Source organism: Streptomyces sp. NPDC111802 (genome assembly GCF_055634335.1).
The window spans coordinates 120,963-140,963 of the sequence record NZ_JBVKCZ010000008.1 but is presented as its reverse complement, the minus strand read 5'-3'; the positions used below and the strand labels follow the sequence as shown (position 1 = coordinate 140,963).

Here is a 20,001-nt window from a genome sequence, read left to right as displayed (position 1 = left end):
CTTGCGGCGGCCCAGACCGGCGTCACGCGGTCACAGCCTCGCGCGCGTCGCCTTGAGCAGTCGTACGACCGACTCGTCGGCCACGTCCGCCACCTCGCCGTAGGCGAACCAGCGCAGGTCGAGCGACTCGTCGCTGATCGCCTCCACGGCGCCTGCCGGGGCGAGCGCCGCGTACTGGACGTCGAGGTGCCAGGCGCACGGCGTGTGATGGCGGTCCAGGCGCACCGGGCCGCCGGGCAGCAGGGCCAGCCCCGCGATGCCCGACTCCTCGACCCCCTCACGCAGGGCGGCCGCCGCCAGCGTCTCGTCGGCCGGTTCGCAGTGGCCGCCCATCTGCAGCCACATGCGCATCTTCTTGTGGAGCGTCAGCAGCACCCGCCCGCGCGACGGGTCGACCACCAGCGCGCTCGCCGTGATGTGCCCGTCGCCGCAGGCCTTCCACATGCCGTCCGGGTGAGTCTCCAAGTGCTCCAGGTACGTGCGGCGCAGCTCGTCCTGGCCCTCGTATCCCTTCAGCACGAGGACCGTGTCGTCGTACAGGCTCACTCGGTGTCGTCGCCCTTGGGGTCGCCCTCGGGGGAGTCGTCCTTCTTCAGGTTCGGCTTCCCCGTGCCGCCCGCTGCTTCGCCGAGCATCTTGTCCAGCTCGGAGAAGTCGATCTGCTCGCGGTGCACGAAGCCGTCCGGGTCGTCCAGGTCGGTGGCCGTCGGCAGCATGTCCGGGTGGGCCCACAGCGCGTCCCGGCCGTCGACACCGCGCGCGTCCGTGAGCGAGGCCCACAGGCGGGAGGCGTCACGCAGGCGGCGCGGACGCAGCTCAAGGCCGATCAGCGTGGCGAACGTCTGCTCCGCCGGGCCGCCCGAGGCACGACGGCGGCGCAGGGTCTCCCGCAGCGCGTCCGCGGATGACAGACGCGGCTTCGCGGCCGCGTGGACCACCGCGTCGACCCAGCCCTCGACGAGCGCCAGAGCCGTCTCCAGACGGGCCAGAGCCGCCTTCTGCTCCGGGGTGTCCTCCGGCTGGAACATGCCCTGCTGGAGAGCGTCCTGCAACTGCTCGGGGTTCTGCGGGTCGAACTGGCCGACGACGTCCTCCAGCTTGGCCGTGTCGACCTTGATCCCGCGCGCGTAGCCGTCGACCGCGCCGAACAGGTGCGAGCGCAGCCACGGCACATGCGCGAAGAGGCGCTGGTGGGCGGCCTCGCGCAGGGCGAGATACAGCCGCACCTCCTCCTGCGGCACGCTCAGGTCCTTGCCGAACGTCTCGATGTTGATCGGCAGCAGCGCGGCCTTGCCGGCCGGGCCGAGCGGCAGGCCGATGTCGGTGGAGCCGACGACCTCGCCCGCGAGCACACCCACGGCCTGCCCGATCTGCGTGCCGAACATGGCGCCGCCCATCGAGCGCATCATGCCGATCAGCGGGCCGGCCATGGCCTGCATCTCCTCCGGCAGCACATCGCCCATGGCGGTGCCGACGCGCTCGGCGACCGGATCGACGAGCTCCTGCCACGCGGGCAGGGTCGCCTCGACCCACTCCGCGCGACTCCACGCCACGGCGGTGCCCGCGCCGGACGGCAGCGACGTCGCGTCGTCCAGCCACAGGTCGGCCAGGCGGACGGCCTCCTGCACGGCGGTGCGCTCCGCGGGGCCAACGCTCGCGTCCTTCGTGCCGTCCGCGGTGCCCTGGGAGACGGTCTGGCGGGCGATCTGCTTGGCCATGTCCCAGTTCACCGGGCCGCCCTCGTAGGAGAGCATCTGCCCGAGCTGCTGGAACGCGGCGCCCAGGTCGGTGGGGTTCAGCGAACCGAACATGGCAGCGAACGGATTGTCCGCGCCGGGGCCACCAAAGCCCCCGGCTCCGGGCAGCCCGCCGAAACCGAACGGGTTGGCCGGGCCCTGACCACCACCGCTCTGCTGGTCCTTCTTCTTGCCCTCGTCGCCGTCGTCCGGCTCCTCCGGCGGAAGGCCGAATCCGAATGGGGTGTCACTCACGGGATTCCTCGGCTGTTAAGGCCACCGGCTGGCGCCGGCGGCACGACTGCCCGATAACACCACCCAGCGTAGACACCGCGAGCCGATCGGGCCTCGGTGCTTCGCCGACTCTCGGCCTGCGGCAGGATGGATGCCACCTGGTACGTACGCGTCGCTCGCGTTCGTACTGAAGACAACCGCTGGAGACGCCCGGTGAGTTCCCCTGATCCGCAGGTTCGCGCAGCGCGAAACCAGTCAACCCCTCCCGCGCGCGGCGTGCGCGGCCCAGTCGTCGCGGTGACCGGCGCCGCGTCCGGGATCGGCGCGCTGCTCACCGAGCGGCTCGTCGCGTCCGACGAGGTCAAGCAGGTCATCGCCATCGACGAGCGGCGCGGTGACTGCGCGGCGGCACAGTGGCACATCCTGGACGTGCGGGATCCGGCCATCGCGGAGAAGCTGCGCGGCGCCGACGTGGTCGTGCACCTGGCGCTCGACCTGGATCTGGAGACGGATCCGGCCGCGCGGACGGCATACAACGTTCGGGGGACGCAGACCGTGCTGACGGCCGCGGCGGCGGCCGGGATCCACCGTGTGGTGCTGTGCACCTCGGCGATGGTCTACGGCGCGCTCCCGGACAACGAGCTGCCGCTGTCCGAGGACGCGGAACTGCGCGCGACGGCGGAGGCCACCGGCGTCGGCGACCTGCTGGAGATCGAACGCCTCGCGCGCAGGGCACCCCGGGCCCACCCGGGACTCAATGTCACCGTGGTGCGGCCCGCGGTCCTGGTCGGCGGCACCGACACCGCGCTGACCAGGTACTTCGAGTCGCCCCGGCTGCTCGTCGTCGCCGGTTCGCGGCCCGCCTGGCAGTTCTGTCATGTCGAGGACCTGTGCAGCGCCCTGGAGTACGCCGTCCTGGAGAAGGTCGACGGGGAACTCACCGTCGGCTGCGACGGCTGGCTGGAGCAGGAGGAGGTCGAGGAGCTCAGCGGGATCCGGCGCATGGAGCTGCCCTCGGCGGTCGCGCTGGGAGCGGCGGCCCGGCTGCACCGCATCGGACTGACGCCCTCCCCGGCCGGCGACCTGGCCTACACGATGTATCCGTGGGTGGTCAGCGGGAGCCGCCTCCATGACGCGGGCTGGCGGCCGCAGTGGACCAACGAGGAAGTGCTGGCGGAGCTGCTGGAGGAGGTCTCCGGCAGGCACACGGTGGCCGGCCGGCGGCTCGGCCGCAAGGACGCGACGGCGGCCGGGGCGGCGGGAGCGACGGTGGCCCTGCTGGGCGCGGCGGCGGTGGTGCGGCGGGCGCGGAAGGCCCGGCGGCGGATCTGAGTACGCGAGCGTTCTCCGCGGGGCTGTAGGAGGCTCCAAAGCCGCACGCGCGTGTGCCGGGCGATAACGCTATTCCCCGTCCTCACGCGCGTGGGGCACGATGGGGTCATGGCACCTACCAACGATCACCCCGGCGAGCAGGGCGCTCAGGACCCCGTCAAGCTCATCGCCATCCGCGAGACCGCCCTCTCCGTGGACGAGGTCTTCCGGGCCGTCGGGGACGACGCCGCCGGTGGGATCGCGCTGTTCGTGGGGACCGTGCGCAACCATGACGGGGGTGCCGACGTCGACGAGCTCGGATACTCGTGCCATCCCAGTGCCGAGGCCGAGATGCGGCGGATCGCCGAGAAGGTCGTCGCCGAGTATCCGGTGCGGGCGCTCGCGGCCGTGCACCGGATCGGAGACCTCGACGTCGGGGACCTCGCCGTCGTCGTCGCCGTCTCCTGCCCCCATCGCGGCGAGGCCTTCGAGGCATGCCGGAAGCTGATCGACGATCTCAAGCACGAGGTGCCGATCTGGAAGCACCAGAAGTTCTCGGACGGCACGGAGGAATGGGTCGGCGCCTGCTGAACGGGCCCCAACCCCCTGCGCAGCCCCGTCCACCCCACTCCGCTTGCGTAACCGCACCCCTGGCGTGAGCGTTGTCAGTGCCAGTGGTTAATCTGCTGATCAGTCAGTTGCGGTCGCTCATTGGGGATGGGAGGACGGCATGACGGCGCTTGCCTGGTTGCTGATTCCGCTTGTGGCTGCGGTCTGCGCCGGCCTGTGGGGCAGTTGGGCCAACCGCACCCGCAAGGCACGGGGTGACGGCCCGGAGCTCGACGGCTATGCCCGCTTCCGCGCGGCCATGGAGAAGTCCTCCTCCCGCACATGATCGACCGCGCATGATCAACCGCACGTGCACGCCCGCGTGATCGCTCAGCACATGATCACGGAGTCGGGTTCGCGGCCCTGACGGGGCTCTGACAGGAGTGTCACGTACTGTCTTGGCATGCCACGCCGCACCGCGACGATGCTCGCCTCCACCCTGATGCTGATCGCGCTCCTGTGCGCGGGAGTGTTCATTCCCGTGCCCTACGCGGAGATGTCCCCGGGGCCGACGGTGAACACCCTCGGCGATCACGACGGCGAGCCGGTGCTGCAGATCTCCGGGCGCAAGACCTACCCGACGACCGGGCACCTCAACATGACCACCGTCCGGGTCACCAGCGCCGACTACAAGATGAACCTGGTGGAGGCCGTCTACGGCTGGCTGGCGCACGACAACAAGGTCGTGCCGCACGACACCCTCTACCCGGACGGCAAGACCGAGGAGCAGTCCACCCAGGAGAACGCCGAGGAGTTCAGCCAGTCCCAGGAGAGCGCCAAGGTCGCCGCCCTGAAGGCGCTGGACATCCCGGTGCAGAGCTGGGTGATCGTCTCGACCGTCGTCAAGGGCACCCCCGCCGAGGGGCGGCTGCACGCCGGTGACGTGATCAAGGCCGTCGACGGTACGGCGGTGAAGGAACCCGGGGACGTCGCCGAGCTGGTGACCAAGCACAAGCCCGGCCAGGACGTCGTCTTCACGATCGTGCCCGCCAAGGAGCAGGCCGCCGCGGAGAAACAGCGCAGGACGCCGACGAAGACCGAGAAGGTCACGATCAGGACCGCCGAGTCCACCGACAGCGGCGACAAGCGCGCCATCGTCGGGATCTCCGCCGGGACCGACCACACCTTCCCGTTCACCATCGACATCAAGCTCGCCGACGTCGGCGGACCCAGCGCGGGCCTGATGTTCTCGCTCGGGCTCTACGACAAGCTCACCCCGGGCAGCCTCACCGGCGGCAAGTTCGTCGCCGGCACCGGCACCATCGACGACGACGGCAAGGTCGGCCCCATCGGCGGCATCGAGATGAAGACCATCGCCGCGCGCGACAAGGGTGCCCAGTACTTCCTCACCCCCGCCGACAACTGCGCGACCGCCGCCAAGGACGTCCCCGGCGGGCTCACCCTCGTCAAGGTCGACACCATCGACGACGCCCTCGGCGCCCTGACGGACATCCGCTCCGGCGACACCGCCGACCTGCCCAAGTGCACGGCCAAGGGCTGAGCGACAGGCATCCGGTACGACAGCGGGGGCGCCCCTCACACCGAGGGCGCCCCCGTGGTCGTAGCCGAAGACCTCAGTCCTCGAAGGTCGCCGCCAGCGCCTCCGCCAGGCCGGGGACCAGCTCCGGGCCCGTGAGGACTTCGGTGGGGGTGTCCTTCTCGCGCAGGCGCAGGGCCGATTCGCGGGTGCCGTCGCGCAGGACCGCGACGGTCATGCGGACCTCCTGACGGTCCGGGTGGTCCGCCACCCACTTCGTGAGCTTGGCCTCGCTCAGGCCCTGCGGGACCTGGGCCTCGGCGGACGGCGGCAGCATCAGACGCTCCACCGTGAGCGCGCAGCCGGCCACCGCGTCGGGCCAGGCGATGGTGGCGAGGAACTCGTCGAGCGCCTTGCCCGTTGCAATTTCGTCCTGCTCGATCGGGGTCAGGCCGGAGGACTCCTGCGTGTCCCCCAGGCCGAGCTGGGCGGCGAGGCCGGGTTCCTGGGCTCGCAGCCGTGCGGTGTCGACGAGGGCGAAGAGGCGGGCGGGCTGGTCCCAGCCGAGGCCGGAGGCGTACTCGTCGATCTCGAGGACGGCCCGGGTCAGCGGGTTCGCAGCCATGGGAGTGTTGGACATGGTCACAATCCTGCCTCGTTCCCGGCCGGAATCGGGAACCGAGTAAACGGTGAGTAAGTTGCATAGGTGTGGGCCCGCGATCACGGGGGGCCACGAGGGGTCCACGAAGACGCGGGCCTGACGAAGACCAACAGCGAACTTCGGGGTGCGAACCTTGGCTTTCCAGATGCCGGACCGCGGCGGAGGCCCCAGTGGGCCACGGATCAGAGTGGGCCGCCCGTCCCGGCGTGTCCGGACCCTGCTCATGACACTGGGCGTGCTCGCCGTCCTCGGCATGGCCTTCACCATGTTCGCGGGGTTCTGGACCGACTGGCTCTGGTACCGATCGGTGAACTACTCCTCGGTGTTCACGACCACACTGTGGACGAAGATCGGACTCTTCTTCGTCTTCGGCCTGTTGATGGCCCTCGCGGTCGGGTTCAACATCTGGCTGGCGCACCGGCTGCGCCCGCCGCTGAGCGCCATGTCGATGGAGCAGCAGAACCTCGACCGCTACCGCATGGGCATCGCGCCGTACAAGAAGTGGCTGTTGCTGGCGATCACCGCGCTGGTCGGGCTGATCGCCGGTGCCTCCGCCTCCAGCCAGTGGCGGACCTGGCTGATGTGGGTCAACGGGGTGCCCTTCGGCGAGAAGGACCCGCAGTTCCATCTCGACGTCGGCTTCTACGCCTTCGACCTGCCCTGGTACCGGTTCCTGCTCGGCTTCGGCTTCGCCGCCGCGATCCTCTCCGTGATCGCCGCCGCGCTCACCCACTACCTGTACGGCGGGCTGCGCATCACCAGCCCGGGCGCGCGCGCGACGGCCGCGGCCACCGGCCATCTGTCGGTCCTCATCGGCATCTTCGTCGCCCTGAAGGCGGTCGCGTACTGGCTCGACCGGTACGGACTCGCGGTGAAGTCCAGCGACTTCAAGGCGACCGACAACTGGACCGGCCTCAGGTACGTCGACGCCAACGCCTATCTCCCGGCCAAGACGATCCTGTTCTGCATCGCCGTCATCTGCGCGCTGCTGTTCTTCGCCACCCTGTGGCGGCGCACCTGGCAGTTGCCCGTCATCGGCTTCGGCCTGATGGTGCTCTCGGCGATCCTGATCGGCGGCCTGTACCCGGCGATCGTCCAGAAGTTCCAGGTCCAGCCCAACGAGCAGGCCAAGGAAGCCCCGTACGTCGAGAAGAACCTCAAGGCGACGCGCGACGCGTACGGCATCGACGGCACCAAGGTCACTGAATACCCGGGCACCAGCAAGACCGAGGACAAGACGAAGCTGCGCGACGACGTGGACGCCACGGCGAGCATCCGCATCCTGGACCCGAACATCGTCTCGCCCACGTTCCAGCAGCTCCAGCAGATCAGGAACTACTACGCGTTCCCGACCAATCTGGACGTCGACCGGTACACCAAGGACGGCAAGGACCAGGACACCGTCATCGGTCTGCGTGAGATCAATCTCAACGGCATTCCGAAGCGGAACTGGATCAACGACCACTTCCGTTACACCCATGGATACGGCGTGGTCGCCGCCGAGGGCACCAGCGCCGACACCCAGGGCCGGCCGGACTTCACCGAGTCCGACCTGCCGTCCAAGGGCGACCTCGGCACGTACGAGCAGCGGGTCTACTACGGCGAGAAGACCACCATGTACTCGATCGTCGGCGGTCCCCAGAAGGAGATCGACTACTCCGACGACAGCGGTGAGAAGACCTACAGCTACCAGGCCGACAGCGGGGTCAGTCTCTCCAACCCGGTCAACCGGGCCGCGTACGCGGTGGCGTTCGGCGAGCCGCAGATCCTGTACTCCGGTGCGATCGGCGACGGTTCGCGCATCCTGTACAACCGCACGCCCAAGGAGCGGGTCGAGGCGGTCGCCCCGTGGCTGACCATCGACGGCGACGCCTACCCGGCGGTCGTGGACGGACGTATCCAGTGGATCGTCGACGCGTACACGACGACGAACGGCTACCCGTACTCGTCCCGTACGACCCTCGGGGACACCACGGCCGACTCGCTGACCGCCACCAACAACAACCGCGCGGTGGTGGCCCAGCAGAACCAGGTCAACTACATCCGCAACTCGGTGAAGGCGACGGTCGACTCCTACACCGGTGAGGTCAAGCTCTTCCAGTGGGACACCAAGGACCCGGTCCTGAAGACCTGGATGAAGGCCTTCCCGGGCACGGTGAAGTCCAAGAGCGAGATCTCCAAGTCGCTGATGGCCCATCTGCGCTACCCGCAGGACCTGTTCAAGGTCCAGCGCGAGCTGCTCACCCGCTACCACGTGAAGGACGCCACGACGTTCCTCAGCGGCAGCGAGGTCTGGCAGGTGCCGGACGACCCGACCAACAAGTCGGGCAGCGCGACGCCGCCGTACTACCTGAGCATGAAGATGCCCGACCAGGCGGCGCAGGCGTTCTCGCTGACGACGACGCTCACACCGAACGGCCGGGACAACCTCAGCGCCTTCATGGCGGTCGACGCCGAAGCGGGCACCAGTGACTACGGCAAGATCAGGATTCTGAAACTGCCGACCAACACCACGGTCAACGGCCCCAGTCAGGTCCAGAGCCAGTTCAACTCCGAACAGGACATCGCCGAGACCATCAGGCTGCTGAGAGGCGGCGACTCCGAGGTCGAGTACGGCAACCTGCTGGCGGTCCCGCTCGACGGCGGACTGCTCTATGTGGAGCCGGTCTATGTACGCGGTGGCGGGCTCAAGTACCCGCTGCTGCGGAAGGTGTTGGTGTCCTACGGCGGCACCACCGCCTTCGAGGACACCCTCGGCGAGGCCCTCAACAAGGTCTTCGGAGCGGAGGGCGCGACGCCCGAGCCACCGGACGAGGGCGACGAGGACGGCGGTGGTACGACACCTCCGCCGACGTCGAAGAACCCGACGGTCCAAGAGGCGCTCAACGACGCCCAGAAGGCCTTCGAAGCCGGCCAGGACGCCCTGAAGAAGGGTGACTGGGAGGCGTACGGCAAGGCGCAGAAGGACCTCGAGGACGCCCTGCAGCGGGCCGAGGACGCGCAGTCGCAGGCCGACAAGACCGGCGGCGGCGCGGGCAACGGCGGTGGCGGTGCGAGTCCGAGTTCGAGTCCCACGCCGAGTTCGAGCCCGAGCAGAAGTCCCAGCGGCACGTAGGGACGGCGGTTGATCGAATAGCTCCCCCCGCGCCGTGATACGGTTGCAGAACAACGGCGCGGGGTGGAGCAGCTCGGTAGCTCGCTGGGCTCATAACCCAGAGGTCGCAGGTTCAAATCCTGTCCCCGCTACTGAAGTCGGCGAACATTTCGTACGACAGCGAAGGCCCGGATCCTCCAGAGGATCCGGGCCTTTGTGGTGTGCGAACGCATGTGCCGGGCAGCGGGATGGTCGTGCCGCCGTGGGGAGTTGGGAGAACTGTGTTTGACTTGTCTCTCTGTGGGCATGTCGACAAAACGCTGAAGTGACCTCACTGGCTGCGGTATACCAGGTGTACCCAGGTTGCAGGTGGTGCGACGATGGACGTTATGGGGGACAAGGCAACTCTGTTGGAGACAGGGCGGTTTGTGCAGCCTGCCGACTTTGTGCAGCCGACGGGCGATTTCGTGCAGCCTGGAAACGACGCCTCGCGACCGACGGACGGTGTCTCGCTGCCGGTGGGTGATCTCTCGCAGCCGGAGGGTGACTTCGCCCTCGAACGACCGACGGACCAGGACGAGACGGGGGAGGCTGCCGAGGAGGCGCGGCAGCGGCTCGCCGCCGAGACCGGTGACGTAGAGGCGATGAGCGTGCTCGGGGCCATGCTGCTGCGCCGCGGCGATCTCGACGGAGCCGAGCCCCATCTGCGTGCCGCGACCGCCGCCGGGGACCGGGCCGCCGCGAACAACCTGGGAGTCCTGCTGCACCAGCGCGGGTACGCCGACGAGGCCGCCGGATGGTGGCGGATCGCCGCCGTCGCGGGGTCGGCCGCGGCCGCGCACGCGCTGGGACGTCATCACCGTGAGCGCGGCGACGAGCCCGCCGCCGAGTACTGGCTGCGCCAGTCCGCCGAGCAGGGGCACGCGCTGGGCGCCTACGCGCTCGCCGATCTGATGGAGCACCGCAGCGACGGCCGGGCCGAGCAGTGGATGCGGGCCGCGGCCGAGCGTGGACACCGGGAGGCGGCGTACCGGCTGGCGCGCGCGATCGACCGGCAGGCGACGGGTTCGGGCGAGGACGGGGCCGACAACGGTGTCGCGGTGAGCGAGACGCTGCTGGACGAGGCCGAGCAGTGGTACCGGCAGGCCGCCGCGCGCGGGCACCGCAGGGCCGCACTGCACCTCGGGGCGATCCTGGAGAAGCGTGGGGAGCTCAAGGAGGCCGGGCGCTGGTACCTGACGTCCGCCAAGGACGGGGAGGCGCGGGCCGCCTGCGCGCTCGGGTTCCTGCTGCGGGACGCCGGGGACACCGAGAGTGCCGCCGTGTGGTGGCTGCGGGCCGCGCAGGACGGCGACGGCAACGCCGCGAACGCGCTGGGCGCGCTGCATGCCGAGCGCGGGGAGACACAGACCGCCGAGCGGTGGTACCGGGCCGCGATGGACGCCGGTGATGTGAACGGCGCGTACAACCTCGGGCTGCTCTGCGCCGAGCAGGCGCGTATCGCGCAGGCCGAGCAGTGGTACCGGCGGGCGGCGTACGCCGGGCACCGCGAGGCGGCGAACGCGCTGGCGATCCTGCTGTTGCAGGGCGGGGACACGACGGGTGCCGAGCCGTGGTTCTCCAAGGCCGCGGAGGCGGGGAGCGTGGACGCCGCGTTCAACCTGGGGATCCTGCACGCCGGGCGGGGCGAGGAGCGGGCCGCGCTGCGGTGGTACGAGCGTGCCGCTGCCGCCGGGCACACGGAGGCGGCGCTGCAGGTAGGGATCGCCCGGCTGCGGGACGGGGACGAGCTCGCGGCGGAGCGGCATCTGCGGTGTGCGGCCGGGGGTGGCAGTGCGGAGGCCGCCTATCGGCTGGCGACCGTGCTGGACGCCCGGCGGCCGCCGGAGCCGGCGCATGAGCTCGGCGAGATGGTGCACGACAAGAGCGAGTGCGAGGAGTGGTACGAGCGCGCGGCTTCGCAGGGGCATCGGCGGGCCCAGGTGCGGGTCGGGATGATGGCCGCCGCCCGGGGGGACGTGGTGGAGGCGGCCCGGTGGTACCGGGAGGCGGCCGAGGCCGGGTCCCGGAACGGCGCCTTCAATCTGGGGCTGCTGCTCGCCCGGGAGGGGAGCGAGCCCGAGGCGGCCGTCTGGTGGACGCGGGCGGCGGACGCCGGGCACGGGCGGTCGGCGTTGCGGCTCGCCCTGGTCTACGCGCGTCGCGGTGAGCTGGCGGAGGGGCAGCGGTGGGCCGATCGGGCCGTGTCGCTGGGGCCGGCGGAGGTCGGGGAGCGGGCGGCTCGGCTGCGGGACGCGCTGCGGGAGGAACTGTCGGCGTGACGCTGCGCTGAGCTGGTGCGGGGGCATTGCGGGCTCGGGGCGGTGGTCGCCGCCAGGCTTCACCCCCGCCGCGGCTACCCGTCCCGTCGTCAAACGCCGGACGGGCTGAGAGTGCCTGGCCGGCGAAGACAAGCGATTTGCCTCTGTCCGCGTCCTTGACGTAATGTTGCATTCACCGACGCGGGGTGGAGCAGCTCGGTAGCTCGCTGGGCTCATAACCCAGAGGTCGCAGGTTCAAATCCTGTCCCCGCTACTGAAGGCCTTGGGCCGGGATCCGTAAAGGGTCCCGGCCCAAGGTGTTTTTGGAACCCCGTTCACGGCCGCACCCGCGCGTGGGCAGCACAAAGCCCCGGCACTCACCGGTGCCGGGGCGAGAAGGTGGCCGGCTAGGCCTTCGCGCAGTTCGGGCAGATGCCGCGGTACGTCACCTCGACGTCCGAGACCGTGAAGCCGAAGCGCTCGGAGTCGGGGAGGTCGGCCATCGGGTTGCCCGTCGGGTGGACGTCCCGGATCGAGCCGCACTGGGCGCACACCAGGTGGTGGTGGGGCCGGTGGGCGTTGGGGTCGTACCGCTTGGCGCGCTTGTCGGTGGAGACCTCGAGCACCTCGCCGAGGGTGACCAGCTCGCCCAGCGTGTTGTAGACGGTCGCGCGCGAGATCTCGGGCAGCTTGGCCACGGCCCGCGCGTGCACCTCGTCGGCCGTCAGATGGACGTGATCGCCGGCGAGGACCTCGGCCACGACGCGCCGCTGCGCGGTCATCCGCCATCCGCGTCCGCGCAGCCGTTCCAGAAGGTCACTCATGCAGAACACCTTAACAGCAGTAGGACCAGCTTCCGAATGGATGTGACTTTGGAACTTGGCTTGACTTGGACAAAGTCCAGCACGGGGCGCGATGGGCATCGTCGAGCGTGCGATCGAGGAATTCGGCCGTGAGCGGACGGGCCGGGTCCCCCCGTGGGAGTCCGGCCCGTTTCGCCTTGCGTGTGCGCGCCTAGGCCGGCACGTGCTGTCGTACGGGTGCCCAGCAGCGGATGATGTCGCGGACCGAGACGATGCCGACGGGCTCGTCGTGGTCCAGGACGATCAGATGCCGGAAGCCGCCGTGCGCCATGGCGCGGGCCGCCTCCTCCAGGGTCCAGGCCGGAGCCGCGAACACGACATCGGTGGTGGTGTGGTCATGGGTGCGTTCGGTGTCCGGGTTCTGTCCGAGGCCGACGGAGTTGAGGATGTCGCGTTCGGTGAGGATGCCGATGCCGCCGGCGTCGGGGTCGTGGACCACGGCCGCGCCCACCCGGCGGGTGGACATCAGCGCGGCTGCCTGCCGAAGGGTGTGGGTGGGGCCGATGGTGAGGACCACGGTGCTCATGGCGTCACGTACGAGCATGGATGGAGCCACCTCCTGAAGTGCCCCCGCACCGTTTGTTCATACCCGACGCCGGAGGCGCCTATTGAACGGTGCACAAATTCACAAGTGGGGGGACTTTCAGAGTGCCAGGTAAAGAGGGGGTCAACAAGGGGGCGCTCAGTGGCGCTCGTTGAGATACCCGAGGAGCTCGTCGTGCAGGAGGCCGTTCGAGGCGGCGGCGTTGCCGCTGTGCGGGCCGGGGCGGCCGTCGAGTCCCGTGAAGGTGCCGCCGGCCTCCGTCACGACGATCGCGGGGGCGGCCATGTCCCACAGGGACAGCTCGGGCTCGGCACAGATGTCGACCGACCCCTCGGCGACCATCATGTACGGCCAGAAGTCGCCGTACGCGCGCGTACGCCACACCTCGCGCGTCAGGTCGAGGAAGCCGTTCAGCCGCCCCAGGTCCTCCCACCCGCCCAGTGAGGAGTACGCGAACGAGGCGTCCGTCAGCTTGGAGACCTGGGACACCTGCAGCCGGGTCGCGGAGGAGAGGCTACGGCCGGTGAACGCGCCATGACCCTTGGCGGCCCACCAGCGCCGCCCCAGCGCGGGAGCGGACACCAGGCCGACCACCGGCTGGAAGCCGCCCTCCCCGGCTTCCGTCAGGGAGATGAGGGTGGCCCAGACGGGGACGCCGCGTACGTAGTTCTTGGTGCCGTCGATCGGATCGATCACCCAGCGACGGGGCCCGGTGCCCTCGACGCCGTACTCCTCCCCGAGGATCGCGTCTCTCGGCCGGGCCCGCTGCAGGTGCCCTCGAATGAGCTCCTCGGCGGCCTTGTCGGCCTCGCTCACCGGGGTCATGTCCGGCTTCGTCTCGACCTTGAGGTCGAGCGCCTTGAATCGGGCCATGGTCGCGGCGTCGGCGGCGTCCGCAAGGACGTGGGTGAGGCGGAGATCGTCGAGGTAGTCCGGCATGGGACGAACGGTATCTGCCGTGGTCCTGGTGGGGCTACCAGGCCCCGGGGTCACGGGCGGATTGCCCACAGTTGGCGGGGCGCCGACATGTGCGTCCCCGAACGCCGGACGAGCTGAACGACATGGGCCGTGCCGAGGGTGGCCGCAGAGAAGGGAGTGCCCCGGTGGGCCCAAGTGCCGAAGGCCCGCGCACCCCGGCGCAATGGCGCCCCCGCGTGCCCTCGCGAACCCTTGACAGTGACCCCGTGCGCGTCAAATCTGGGCGCAGAGCCGCTCGTCCCCGGGAGGCGATGATGCCTGCAGCGCGGGAAACCCTGCTGGACGCCGCTTACACGGCGCTGGCGCGCCGGCCGTGGTCCGCCGTGCGGATGGTGGACGTGGCCGCGGCGGCCGGAGTGTCCCGGCAGACGCTGTACAACGAGTTCGGGAGCAAGGAGGGGCTGGCCCGCGCGCTCGTCAGGAGGGAAGCCGACGGCTACCTCGCCGGCGTCGACCGCGCCCTCGCCACCCCCAGCGACGCCCGCGACCGTCTCACCGCCGCCGCGGAGTGGACCGCCGGCCTCGCCCGCGACAACGCCCTCGTCCGCGCCATGCTCACCGGCTGCTGGAGCGAACGCCTGCCCTCGCCGACGCTCTCCGCAGTCCCGTCCTCCTCCGCCGTCCCGGCACAGCGCCGAGCCGACGGCCCGCTGCCCTCACCCGGTGACTTCGTGAGCATCGTGCGCGACCGGGCCGTAGGGGTCCTCTCCGGCGCCGGCGTCAACAAGCCCGACACCGCCGACCTCGCCCGCTCCTGCGAACTCGTCGTCAGGCTGGCCCTGTCCTGCGTCAGCGCCCCGCCCGGCGAAGGCGGTGTCGCCGACCTCGTACGCGGCGCGCTGCACCGGCAGTTGGCGGGCTGACCCGGAGGCGATGACCGGCCTACTGCGCCGACCCCGACAACTGCAGTCCGACGACGCCCACGATCACCAGGGAGATCGACACGATCTTCAGGGTCGACACGACGTCCCCGAGGAAGATCATCCCGTAGATCGCCGTTCCCGCCGCCCCGATCCCGGTCCACACCGCATACGCGGGCCCCACGTCCAGCTTCCGCAGCGACAGCGTCAGCAGACCGAAACTGCCGAGCGCGAAGATGCAGAAAGCGACGGTCGGCCACATCCGGGTGAAGCCGTGCGACAGCTTCAGGCAGACGGCGAAGCCGGTTTCGAGCAGCCCCGCCACAATGACCAGCAGCCACGCCATGTGCTGTCCTCCCGTATCCCCACGTTCTGTGACCGCTTGTCAGGTTCGCCAGGCTTTGGTCGGGCTTGGTTCCGGCTCGGTGCGATTATGCCTTTACCGGACTCACCGGGGGACAAACAACGCGATGGTCAATCGCCTTCCTCCGGCTACCTCTCAGTCGCCTTCCTTGCGCTCGCGCGTCGCCAACAACCGCCGCAGCGAGTAGAGCCGCGCCGGATCGGCGTGCCCCTGCGCCACCCACTCGTCCAACGCGCAGTCCGGTTCGTCATGACTGCACGCACGCGGGCACCCCTCGGTTCCCGGTTCCAGATCGGGAAACGCGTGGATCACCCGGGACGGATCGACGTGCGCCAGACCGAACGACCGTACCCCCGGGGTGTCGATCACCCAGCCGCCAACATCCGGCAACGGCAGGGCCAACGCCGACGTCGTCGTATGCCGACCGCGCCCCGTCACCGCGTTCACATGCCCGGTGGAACGCCGGCGTTCCCGCGACACCAGCGCGTTCACCAGCGTCGTCTTGCCCACACCCGAGTGCCCGACGAACGCCGTGACCCGGCCGTCCAGATGCTCGTGCACCCGGCCCGCGGCGTCCCCGTCCTCCAACTCGACACGGCTGGTGACGACATACGGGATGTCCAACGCCCCGTACAGCTCCAGAAGTTCGTCCGGCGGCGCCAGGTCCGACTTCGTCAGAACGAGCAGCGGCTCAAGACCCCCGGCGAACGCCGCGACCAGACAGCGGTCGATCAGCCGGGGCCGCGGCTCGGGGTCGGCGAGGGCGGTGACGATGGCGAGTTGGTCGGCGTTGGCCACCACGACCCGCTCGAACGGATCGTCGTCGTCGGCCGTGCGCCGCAGCACCGAGGACCGCTCCTCGATCCGCACGATGCGCGCGAGGGTGTCCTTCTTGCCGGACAGATCGCCGACCAGCGCCACCCGGTCACCGACCACCGCCGCCTTGCGGCCGAGTTCGCGTGCCTTCATCGCCAGTACGATCCGGTCCTCGACGAGACAGGTCAGCCGCCCCCGGTCGACGGTGAGGACCATGCCCTCGGCGGCGTCCTCGTGCTTGGGCCGGATGTTCGTACGGGGCCGGGTGTTCCGTCGGCCGGGACGCGTGCGGATGTCGTCCTCGTCGGTGTGCTTGCCGTAGCGGCGCATGGCGGTGTCCCTACGCCCCGAGCATCCCGGTCCACAGTTCGGGGAAGTCCGGCAGGGTCTTCGCCGTCGTGGCCACGTTCTCGATCCGCACGCCCTCCACCGCGAGGCCGATGACCGCGCCGGCCGTCGCCATGCGGTGGTCCTCGTAGGTGTGGAAGACGCCGCCGTGCAGCCGGCGCGGGCGGATGTGCAGACCGTCGGCGGTCTCGGTGACATCACCGCCGAGTTCGTTGATCTCCTTGGTCAGCGCGGCCAGCCGGTCGGTCTCGTGCAGCCGCAGGTGCGCGACACCGCGCAGGGTCGACGGAGAGTCGGCGAGGGCGGCGACCGCCGCGATGCCCGGGGTGAGTTCGCCGACCTCGCTCAGGTCCACGTCGATGCCGTGAACCGCACCCGAACCGGTGAACACGAGCCCGTACTCGGTGAGTTCGCAGGAACCGCCCATCTCGGTGAAGATCTCACGCAGCCGGTCACCGGGCTGGGTGGTACGGGCCGGCCAGTCCGGGACGAGCACCTTGCCGCCGGTCACCAGCGCCGCCGCCAGGAACGGCTGGGCGTTGGACAGATCCGGCTCGACGGTCAGGTCGCTGCCGAGCAGGGCGCCCGGCGTGACCCGCCAGACGTTCGGCTCGCCGCCCGACTCCGGGGTGTCCACCTGGGCACCGACCGAGCGCAGCATGTCGACGGTCATACGGATGTGCGGCATCGAGGGAAGCGCGGAGCCGATGTGCCGGACCTCCACGCCCTGGTTGAAGCGCGGTCCGGAGAGCAGCAGCGCCGACACGAACTGGGACGACGACGAGGCGTCGATCTCCACCGGCCCGCCCTCCAGGGCGCCTCCGCCGTGCACCGTCAGCGGCAGCGTGCCGCGGCCGTCGTCGTCGATCCGGGCGCCGAGGACGCGCAGGGCGTCGATCACGCCGTTCAGGGGGCGCTCGTACGACCTCGGGTCGCCGTCGAAGCGGACGGGGCCGTCGGCGAGCGCGGCGACCGGCGGCAGGAAGCGCATCACCGTGCCGGCGTTGCCGACGTCGACGGTGGCCGGGCCGCGCAGGCCGGCGGGGAGCACACGCCAGGCCTCACCGGTGCCCTCGGGGCCCACGCCCTCCTCGATCCCGACGCCCATCGCGCGCAGGGCGCCGGCCATCAGCAGGGTGTCGCGGGAGCGCAGCGGGCGGCGCAGCCAGCCGGGCTCGCTCGCCAGGGCGGCGAGGACGAGGGCGCGGTTGGTGACCGACTTGGACCCGGGCACGTGGACCGTCGCGTCGACGGCTCCGCTCGCGTGCGGGGCGGGCCAGAGGGCGGTGTGTGCGTCGTTCGGGGCCATAGGGCCACTTTATAAGGAGGCGGTGGTTCGGGTACGGCGCCGTGGGGGCTGGTCGCGCCCACGGGGCGGAGCCCTACATCGCTACCCCGCGCCCCGGGGGTTGGCTGGTCACACCGCCAGCAGCCACCTGCCGCCGCCTATCAGTGAACACAACGACACCGCGTGGAACAGGAACAGCCACAGGCCCGCCGGTACGTGCGTCAGCCGCGACAGCTGGTCCGCGTCCGAGTCCCCCGCGCCCCCGCGCGCCCTCTTAGCCTGCAACTCGAACGCCGGCCGTACCCCGCCCACCAACAGGAACCACACCACCACGTACGCGAACGCCGCCTGCACCTGAGGCCCGGTGAGCCAGGAGACCAGCACGAACGTGCCGCCCGTGACGAACACCGTCAGCGCCCCGTACGCGTTGCGGATCATCACCAGCATCGCCACCAGCAGCGCTGTCGCCAGCCACAGCAGGAGCGTGATCCGGCCCGCGCCCAGCAGCGCGGCGCCGCCCAGGCCCAGCAGCGGGGGAGCCGTGTAGCCCGCGGCGGCCGTGAGGATCATGCCGAGGCCGTACGGCTTGCCGCGGCTGACGGTGAGGCCGCTGGTGTCGGAGTGCAGGCGTATGCCGGTCAGTGTGCGGCCGGTCAGCAGGGCGATCAGGCCGTGGCCGCCCTCGTGGGCGATGGTGATGGCGTTGCGTGAGAGGCGCCACAGCCCGTGCGGGACGATCACCACGAGCGCGGCGGCCAGGGCGGCGATCACGACCCACATGTCGGGGTCGGGCTGAGTACCGGAGACCTCGTCCCAGAGGGAGGCGAGCGAGGCGGATGCGGTGCTGTCCATGTAAGGCGATGGCTCCCTGTGGGCGGATGGAATCTGGCAGTGTTGCACGTATGTGCGGACGGTATGCGGCGAGTCGTGGGCCCGAGGATCTCGCAGGAATCTTTGAGATCGAGAAGTGGGAGCCCGAGGAGACCCTTGAGGCGGACTACAACGTGGCTCCGACCAAGGAGGTTCACGTCGTCCTCGACCGTCCCTTGAAAGACGTGGATGACCCGCACCCGGTTCGGCAGCTGCGCAAGCTGAAGTGGGGGCTGGTGCCCAGCTGGTCCAAGACCCCCGAGAGCGCCTTCAAGATGATCAACGCGCGCGCGGAGACCGTGCACGAGAAGCCTTCGTACCGGCGGGCCTTCTCCTCCCGGCGCTGCATCATCCCCGCCGACGGCTACTACGAGTGGGTCACCGGAAAGCAGGAGCGGGACCTGGAGGTCGAGGGGCGCAGGAAGCGGCCGCGCAAGCAGCCGTACTTCGTGCTGCCCGCCGACGGGTCGGTGTTCGCGATGGCGGGACTGTACGAGTTCTGGCGCGACAAGACGCTGCCCGACGACCATCCGCAGGCCTGGTGGGTGACCTGCTCCGTCATCACCACGGAGGCCGAGACGACCCCGCTGGCCGTCGCGCCCGCGGAGGGCCCGCACACGCTCGCCGAGATCCACCCCCGGATGCCCCTGATGCTCACCCCGGACCGCTGGGACGCCTGGCTGGACCCGTCCCGCACGGACCCGGAGGAGCTGCGCACGCTGCTCGACCCGCCGCCGCCCGGGATGATGCGCGCCTACCCCGTCTCCACGATGGTCAGCAACGTCCGCAACAACGGCCCGGAGCTGCTGAAGGAGCTGGACGGCCCCGAAGAGGGCACACTCTTCTGACGTGACGACCGAGATCATTGGCACGGACGCCGGGGACGCCCGCATCACCTGGCATCCGGCGAAGAAGGCACGGCTGGTGCTGGCCGCGAGCCACGGCGCCGGCGGCGGCATCGGGGCGCGGGACCTCGTGGCCCTCGCCGAGGTCCTCCCGGCCCACGGGGTGACCGTCGCCCTCGTGGAGCAGCCCTGGCGGGTGGCCGGCAAGAAGGTGGCGCCCGCGCCGAAGACGCTGGACGTCGGCTGGCGGGGCTTGTGGCCCGCGCTCACCGCGCCCGGCCTGCCCGTGATCTCGGGTGGCCGCAGCGCGGGGGCCCGCGTCGCCTGCCGTACGGCTGTCGAGCTGGGCGCCCATGCCGTGCTCGCGCTGAGCTTCCCCCTGCACCCGCCGGGCAGGCCCGAGAAGTCCCGCGCCGAGGAGCTGCTCGGGGCCGGGGTGCCCACCCTCGTCGTACAGGGCGGGAACGACCCGTTCGGAAAGCCCGAGGAGTTCCCGGACGGCGACCATGAACTGGTCGAGGTGCCGTACGGCGATCACGGGTTCGCCGTGCCCAAGCGGGCGCCCCTCGATCAGGACGAGGCCGTGGCGATTGTCACGGACGCGGTCCTGAAGTGGGTCGGGTCACTCGGGTAAAGCTTCGGGAATGCCGTGGACCCGGCCTCTGTTGTGGCGGACAGCGGTGCTGAAACACCGGTACCGACGTCGTAGGAGAGGGAGTCCGCCGCATGGGTTCGACCTACTGCCCGAGCCGCAGCAGCCGTGCCGACCTGGACTGGACGGTGCTGCATGCGGCCAAGGCCGC

Annotated in this window: 19 protein-coding genes and 2 tRNA genes; 11 read left to right on the top strand and 10 right to left on the bottom strand. The window is 70.4% G+C overall.

The annotated features are described in order from the left end of the window. Positions 1-30: 30 nt before the first annotated feature. Both ACZ7NC_RS11095 and ACZ7NC_RS11090 read right to left on the bottom strand, forming a co-directional pair. A complete protein-coding gene (locus ACZ7NC_RS11095) occupies positions 31-546 on the bottom strand; it encodes an NUDIX hydrolase (RefSeq protein ID WP_471486948.1) in 516 nt (171 codons plus the stop codon). After that, positions 543-1,991, bottom strand: a complete 1,449-nt coding sequence (locus ACZ7NC_RS11090; RefSeq protein ID WP_471486947.1) for a zinc-dependent metalloprotease — start codon at positions 1,989-1,991, stop codon at positions 543-545. Before ACZ7NC_RS11090 ends, ACZ7NC_RS11095 begins: the two co-directional genes overlap by 4 nt. Positions 1,992-2,183: 192 nt before the next feature. Here ACZ7NC_RS11090 and ACZ7NC_RS11085 point away from each other — a divergent pair, with 192 nt between their 5' ends. The 4 genes from ACZ7NC_RS11085 to ACZ7NC_RS11070 all read left to right on the top strand — a co-directional run bounded on the left by ACZ7NC_RS11085 (position 2,184) and on the right by ACZ7NC_RS11070 (position 5,391). Continuing rightward, entirely contained in the window at positions 2,184-3,302 is a 1,119-nt protein-coding gene (locus tag ACZ7NC_RS11085) for an SDR family oxidoreductase (RefSeq protein ID WP_471486945.1), read from the top strand. A 108-nt stretch (positions 3,303-3,410) separates the two neighbouring features. Beyond that, positions 3,411-3,872 (top strand): molybdenum cofactor biosynthesis protein MoaE, encoded by a 462-nt coding sequence (locus tag ACZ7NC_RS11080; protein WP_471486943.1) that lies wholly within the window; start codon positions 3,411-3,413, stop codon positions 3,870-3,872. A gap of 139 nt (positions 3,873-4,011) precedes the next feature. Continuing rightward, positions 4,012-4,176: a hypothetical protein gene (locus ACZ7NC_RS11075; protein WP_471486941.1), complete on the top strand. Its 165-nt coding sequence runs from the start codon at positions 4,012-4,014 to the stop codon at positions 4,174-4,176. A gap of 117 nt (positions 4,177-4,293) precedes the next feature. Next, on the top strand, positions 4,294-5,391 hold the full coding sequence (locus ACZ7NC_RS11070) for a YlbL family protein (RefSeq protein WP_471486939.1): 1,098 nt from the start codon (positions 4,294-4,296) through the stop codon (positions 5,389-5,391). Between the two features lie 73 nt (positions 5,392-5,464). Here the strand turns inward: ACZ7NC_RS11070 and ACZ7NC_RS11065 are convergent, their stop codons facing one another. Beyond that, positions 5,465-6,007, bottom strand: a complete 543-nt coding sequence (locus ACZ7NC_RS11065; protein WP_471486937.1) for a PPA1309 family protein — start codon at positions 6,005-6,007, stop codon at positions 5,465-5,467. A gap of 166 nt (positions 6,008-6,173) precedes the next feature. Between ACZ7NC_RS11065 and ACZ7NC_RS11060 the strand changes: the two genes are divergently transcribed. The 4 genes from ACZ7NC_RS11060 to ACZ7NC_RS11045 all read left to right on the top strand — a co-directional run bounded on the left by ACZ7NC_RS11060 (position 6,174) and on the right by ACZ7NC_RS11045 (position 11,696). After that, positions 6,174-9,143 carry a UPF0182 family membrane protein gene (locus tag ACZ7NC_RS11060; protein ID WP_471487171.1) on the top strand — a complete coding sequence of 990 codons (2,970 nt, stop codon included), beginning with the start codon at positions 6,174-6,176 and terminating at the stop codon, positions 9,141-9,143. Between the two features lie 57 nt (positions 9,144-9,200). Further along, positions 9,201-9,274 (top strand) — tRNA-Met (locus tag ACZ7NC_RS11055). Positions 9,275-9,502: 228 nt separating this feature from the next. Beyond that, positions 9,503-11,443 (top strand): tetratricopeptide repeat protein, encoded by a 1,941-nt coding sequence (locus tag ACZ7NC_RS11050; RefSeq protein WP_471486935.1) that lies wholly within the window; start codon positions 9,503-9,505, stop codon positions 11,441-11,443. Positions 11,444-11,622: 179 nt separating this feature from the next. Beyond that, positions 11,623-11,696: transfer RNA gene (locus tag ACZ7NC_RS11045), tRNA-Met, on the top strand. A gap of 133 nt (positions 11,697-11,829) precedes the next feature. On the opposite strand, the gene ACZ7NC_RS11040 is transcribed toward ACZ7NC_RS11045, so the two are convergent. From ACZ7NC_RS11040 to hisN, 3 genes are all read right to left on the bottom strand, one after another. Further along, positions 11,830-12,246, bottom strand: coding sequence for a Fur family transcriptional regulator (locus ACZ7NC_RS11040; RefSeq protein WP_062700520.1), 417 nt, complete (start codon positions 12,244-12,246; stop codon positions 11,830-11,832). A 190-nt stretch (positions 12,247-12,436) separates the two neighbouring features. Continuing rightward, a complete protein-coding gene (locus ACZ7NC_RS11035) occupies positions 12,437-12,829 on the bottom strand; it encodes a CBS domain-containing protein (protein WP_471486933.1) in 393 nt (130 codons plus the stop codon). 138 nt (positions 12,830-12,967) lie between these two features. Further along, entirely contained in the window at positions 12,968-13,768 is an 801-nt protein-coding gene (gene hisN / locus ACZ7NC_RS11030; RefSeq protein ID WP_471486931.1) for a histidinol-phosphatase, read from the bottom strand. A gap of 290 nt (positions 13,769-14,058) precedes the next feature. On the opposite strand from hisN, the gene ACZ7NC_RS11025 reads away from it, so the two are divergent. After that, positions 14,059-14,670 carry a TetR/AcrR family transcriptional regulator gene (locus ACZ7NC_RS11025; RefSeq protein WP_471486929.1) on the top strand — a complete coding sequence of 204 codons (612 nt, stop codon included), beginning with the start codon at positions 14,059-14,061 and terminating at the stop codon, positions 14,668-14,670. A gap of 19 nt (positions 14,671-14,689) precedes the next feature. On the opposite strand, the gene ACZ7NC_RS11020 is transcribed toward ACZ7NC_RS11025, so the two are convergent. From ACZ7NC_RS11020 to ACZ7NC_RS11005, 4 genes are all read right to left on the bottom strand, one after another. Continuing rightward, positions 14,690-15,013, bottom strand: a complete 324-nt coding sequence (locus ACZ7NC_RS11020) for a DMT family transporter (protein ID WP_471486927.1) — start codon at positions 15,011-15,013, stop codon at positions 14,690-14,692. A 153-nt stretch (positions 15,014-15,166) separates the two neighbouring features. Next, on the bottom strand, positions 15,167-16,177 hold the full coding sequence (rsgA, locus tag ACZ7NC_RS11015; RefSeq protein ID WP_471486925.1) for a ribosome small subunit-dependent GTPase A: 1,011 nt from the start codon (positions 16,175-16,177) through the stop codon (positions 15,167-15,169). A 10-nt stretch (positions 16,178-16,187) separates the two neighbouring features. After that, complete coding sequence (aroA, locus tag ACZ7NC_RS11010; protein ID WP_471486923.1) at positions 16,188-17,504, bottom strand: 3-phosphoshikimate 1-carboxyvinyltransferase; 1,317 nt, start codon at positions 17,502-17,504, stop codon at positions 16,188-16,190. Positions 17,505-17,612: 108 nt separating this feature from the next. Next, positions 17,613-18,335 (bottom strand): M50 family metallopeptidase, encoded by a 723-nt coding sequence (locus tag ACZ7NC_RS11005; RefSeq protein WP_471486922.1) that lies wholly within the window; start codon positions 18,333-18,335, stop codon positions 17,613-17,615. A 50-nt stretch (positions 18,336-18,385) separates the two neighbouring features. Here ACZ7NC_RS11005 and ACZ7NC_RS11000 point away from each other — a divergent pair, with 50 nt between their 5' ends. Beyond that, positions 18,386-19,201, top strand: coding sequence for an SOS response-associated peptidase (locus tag ACZ7NC_RS11000; protein WP_471486920.1), 816 nt, complete (start codon positions 18,386-18,388; stop codon positions 19,199-19,201). 1 nt (position 19,202) lies between these two features. Further along, the gene (locus ACZ7NC_RS10995) at positions 19,203-19,832 is read left to right on the top strand and encodes an alpha/beta hydrolase family protein (RefSeq protein WP_471486919.1); all 630 of its coding nucleotides are present in this window, start codon (positions 19,203-19,205) and stop codon (positions 19,830-19,832) included. The last annotated feature ends 169 nt before the right edge of the window (positions 19,833-20,001 follow it).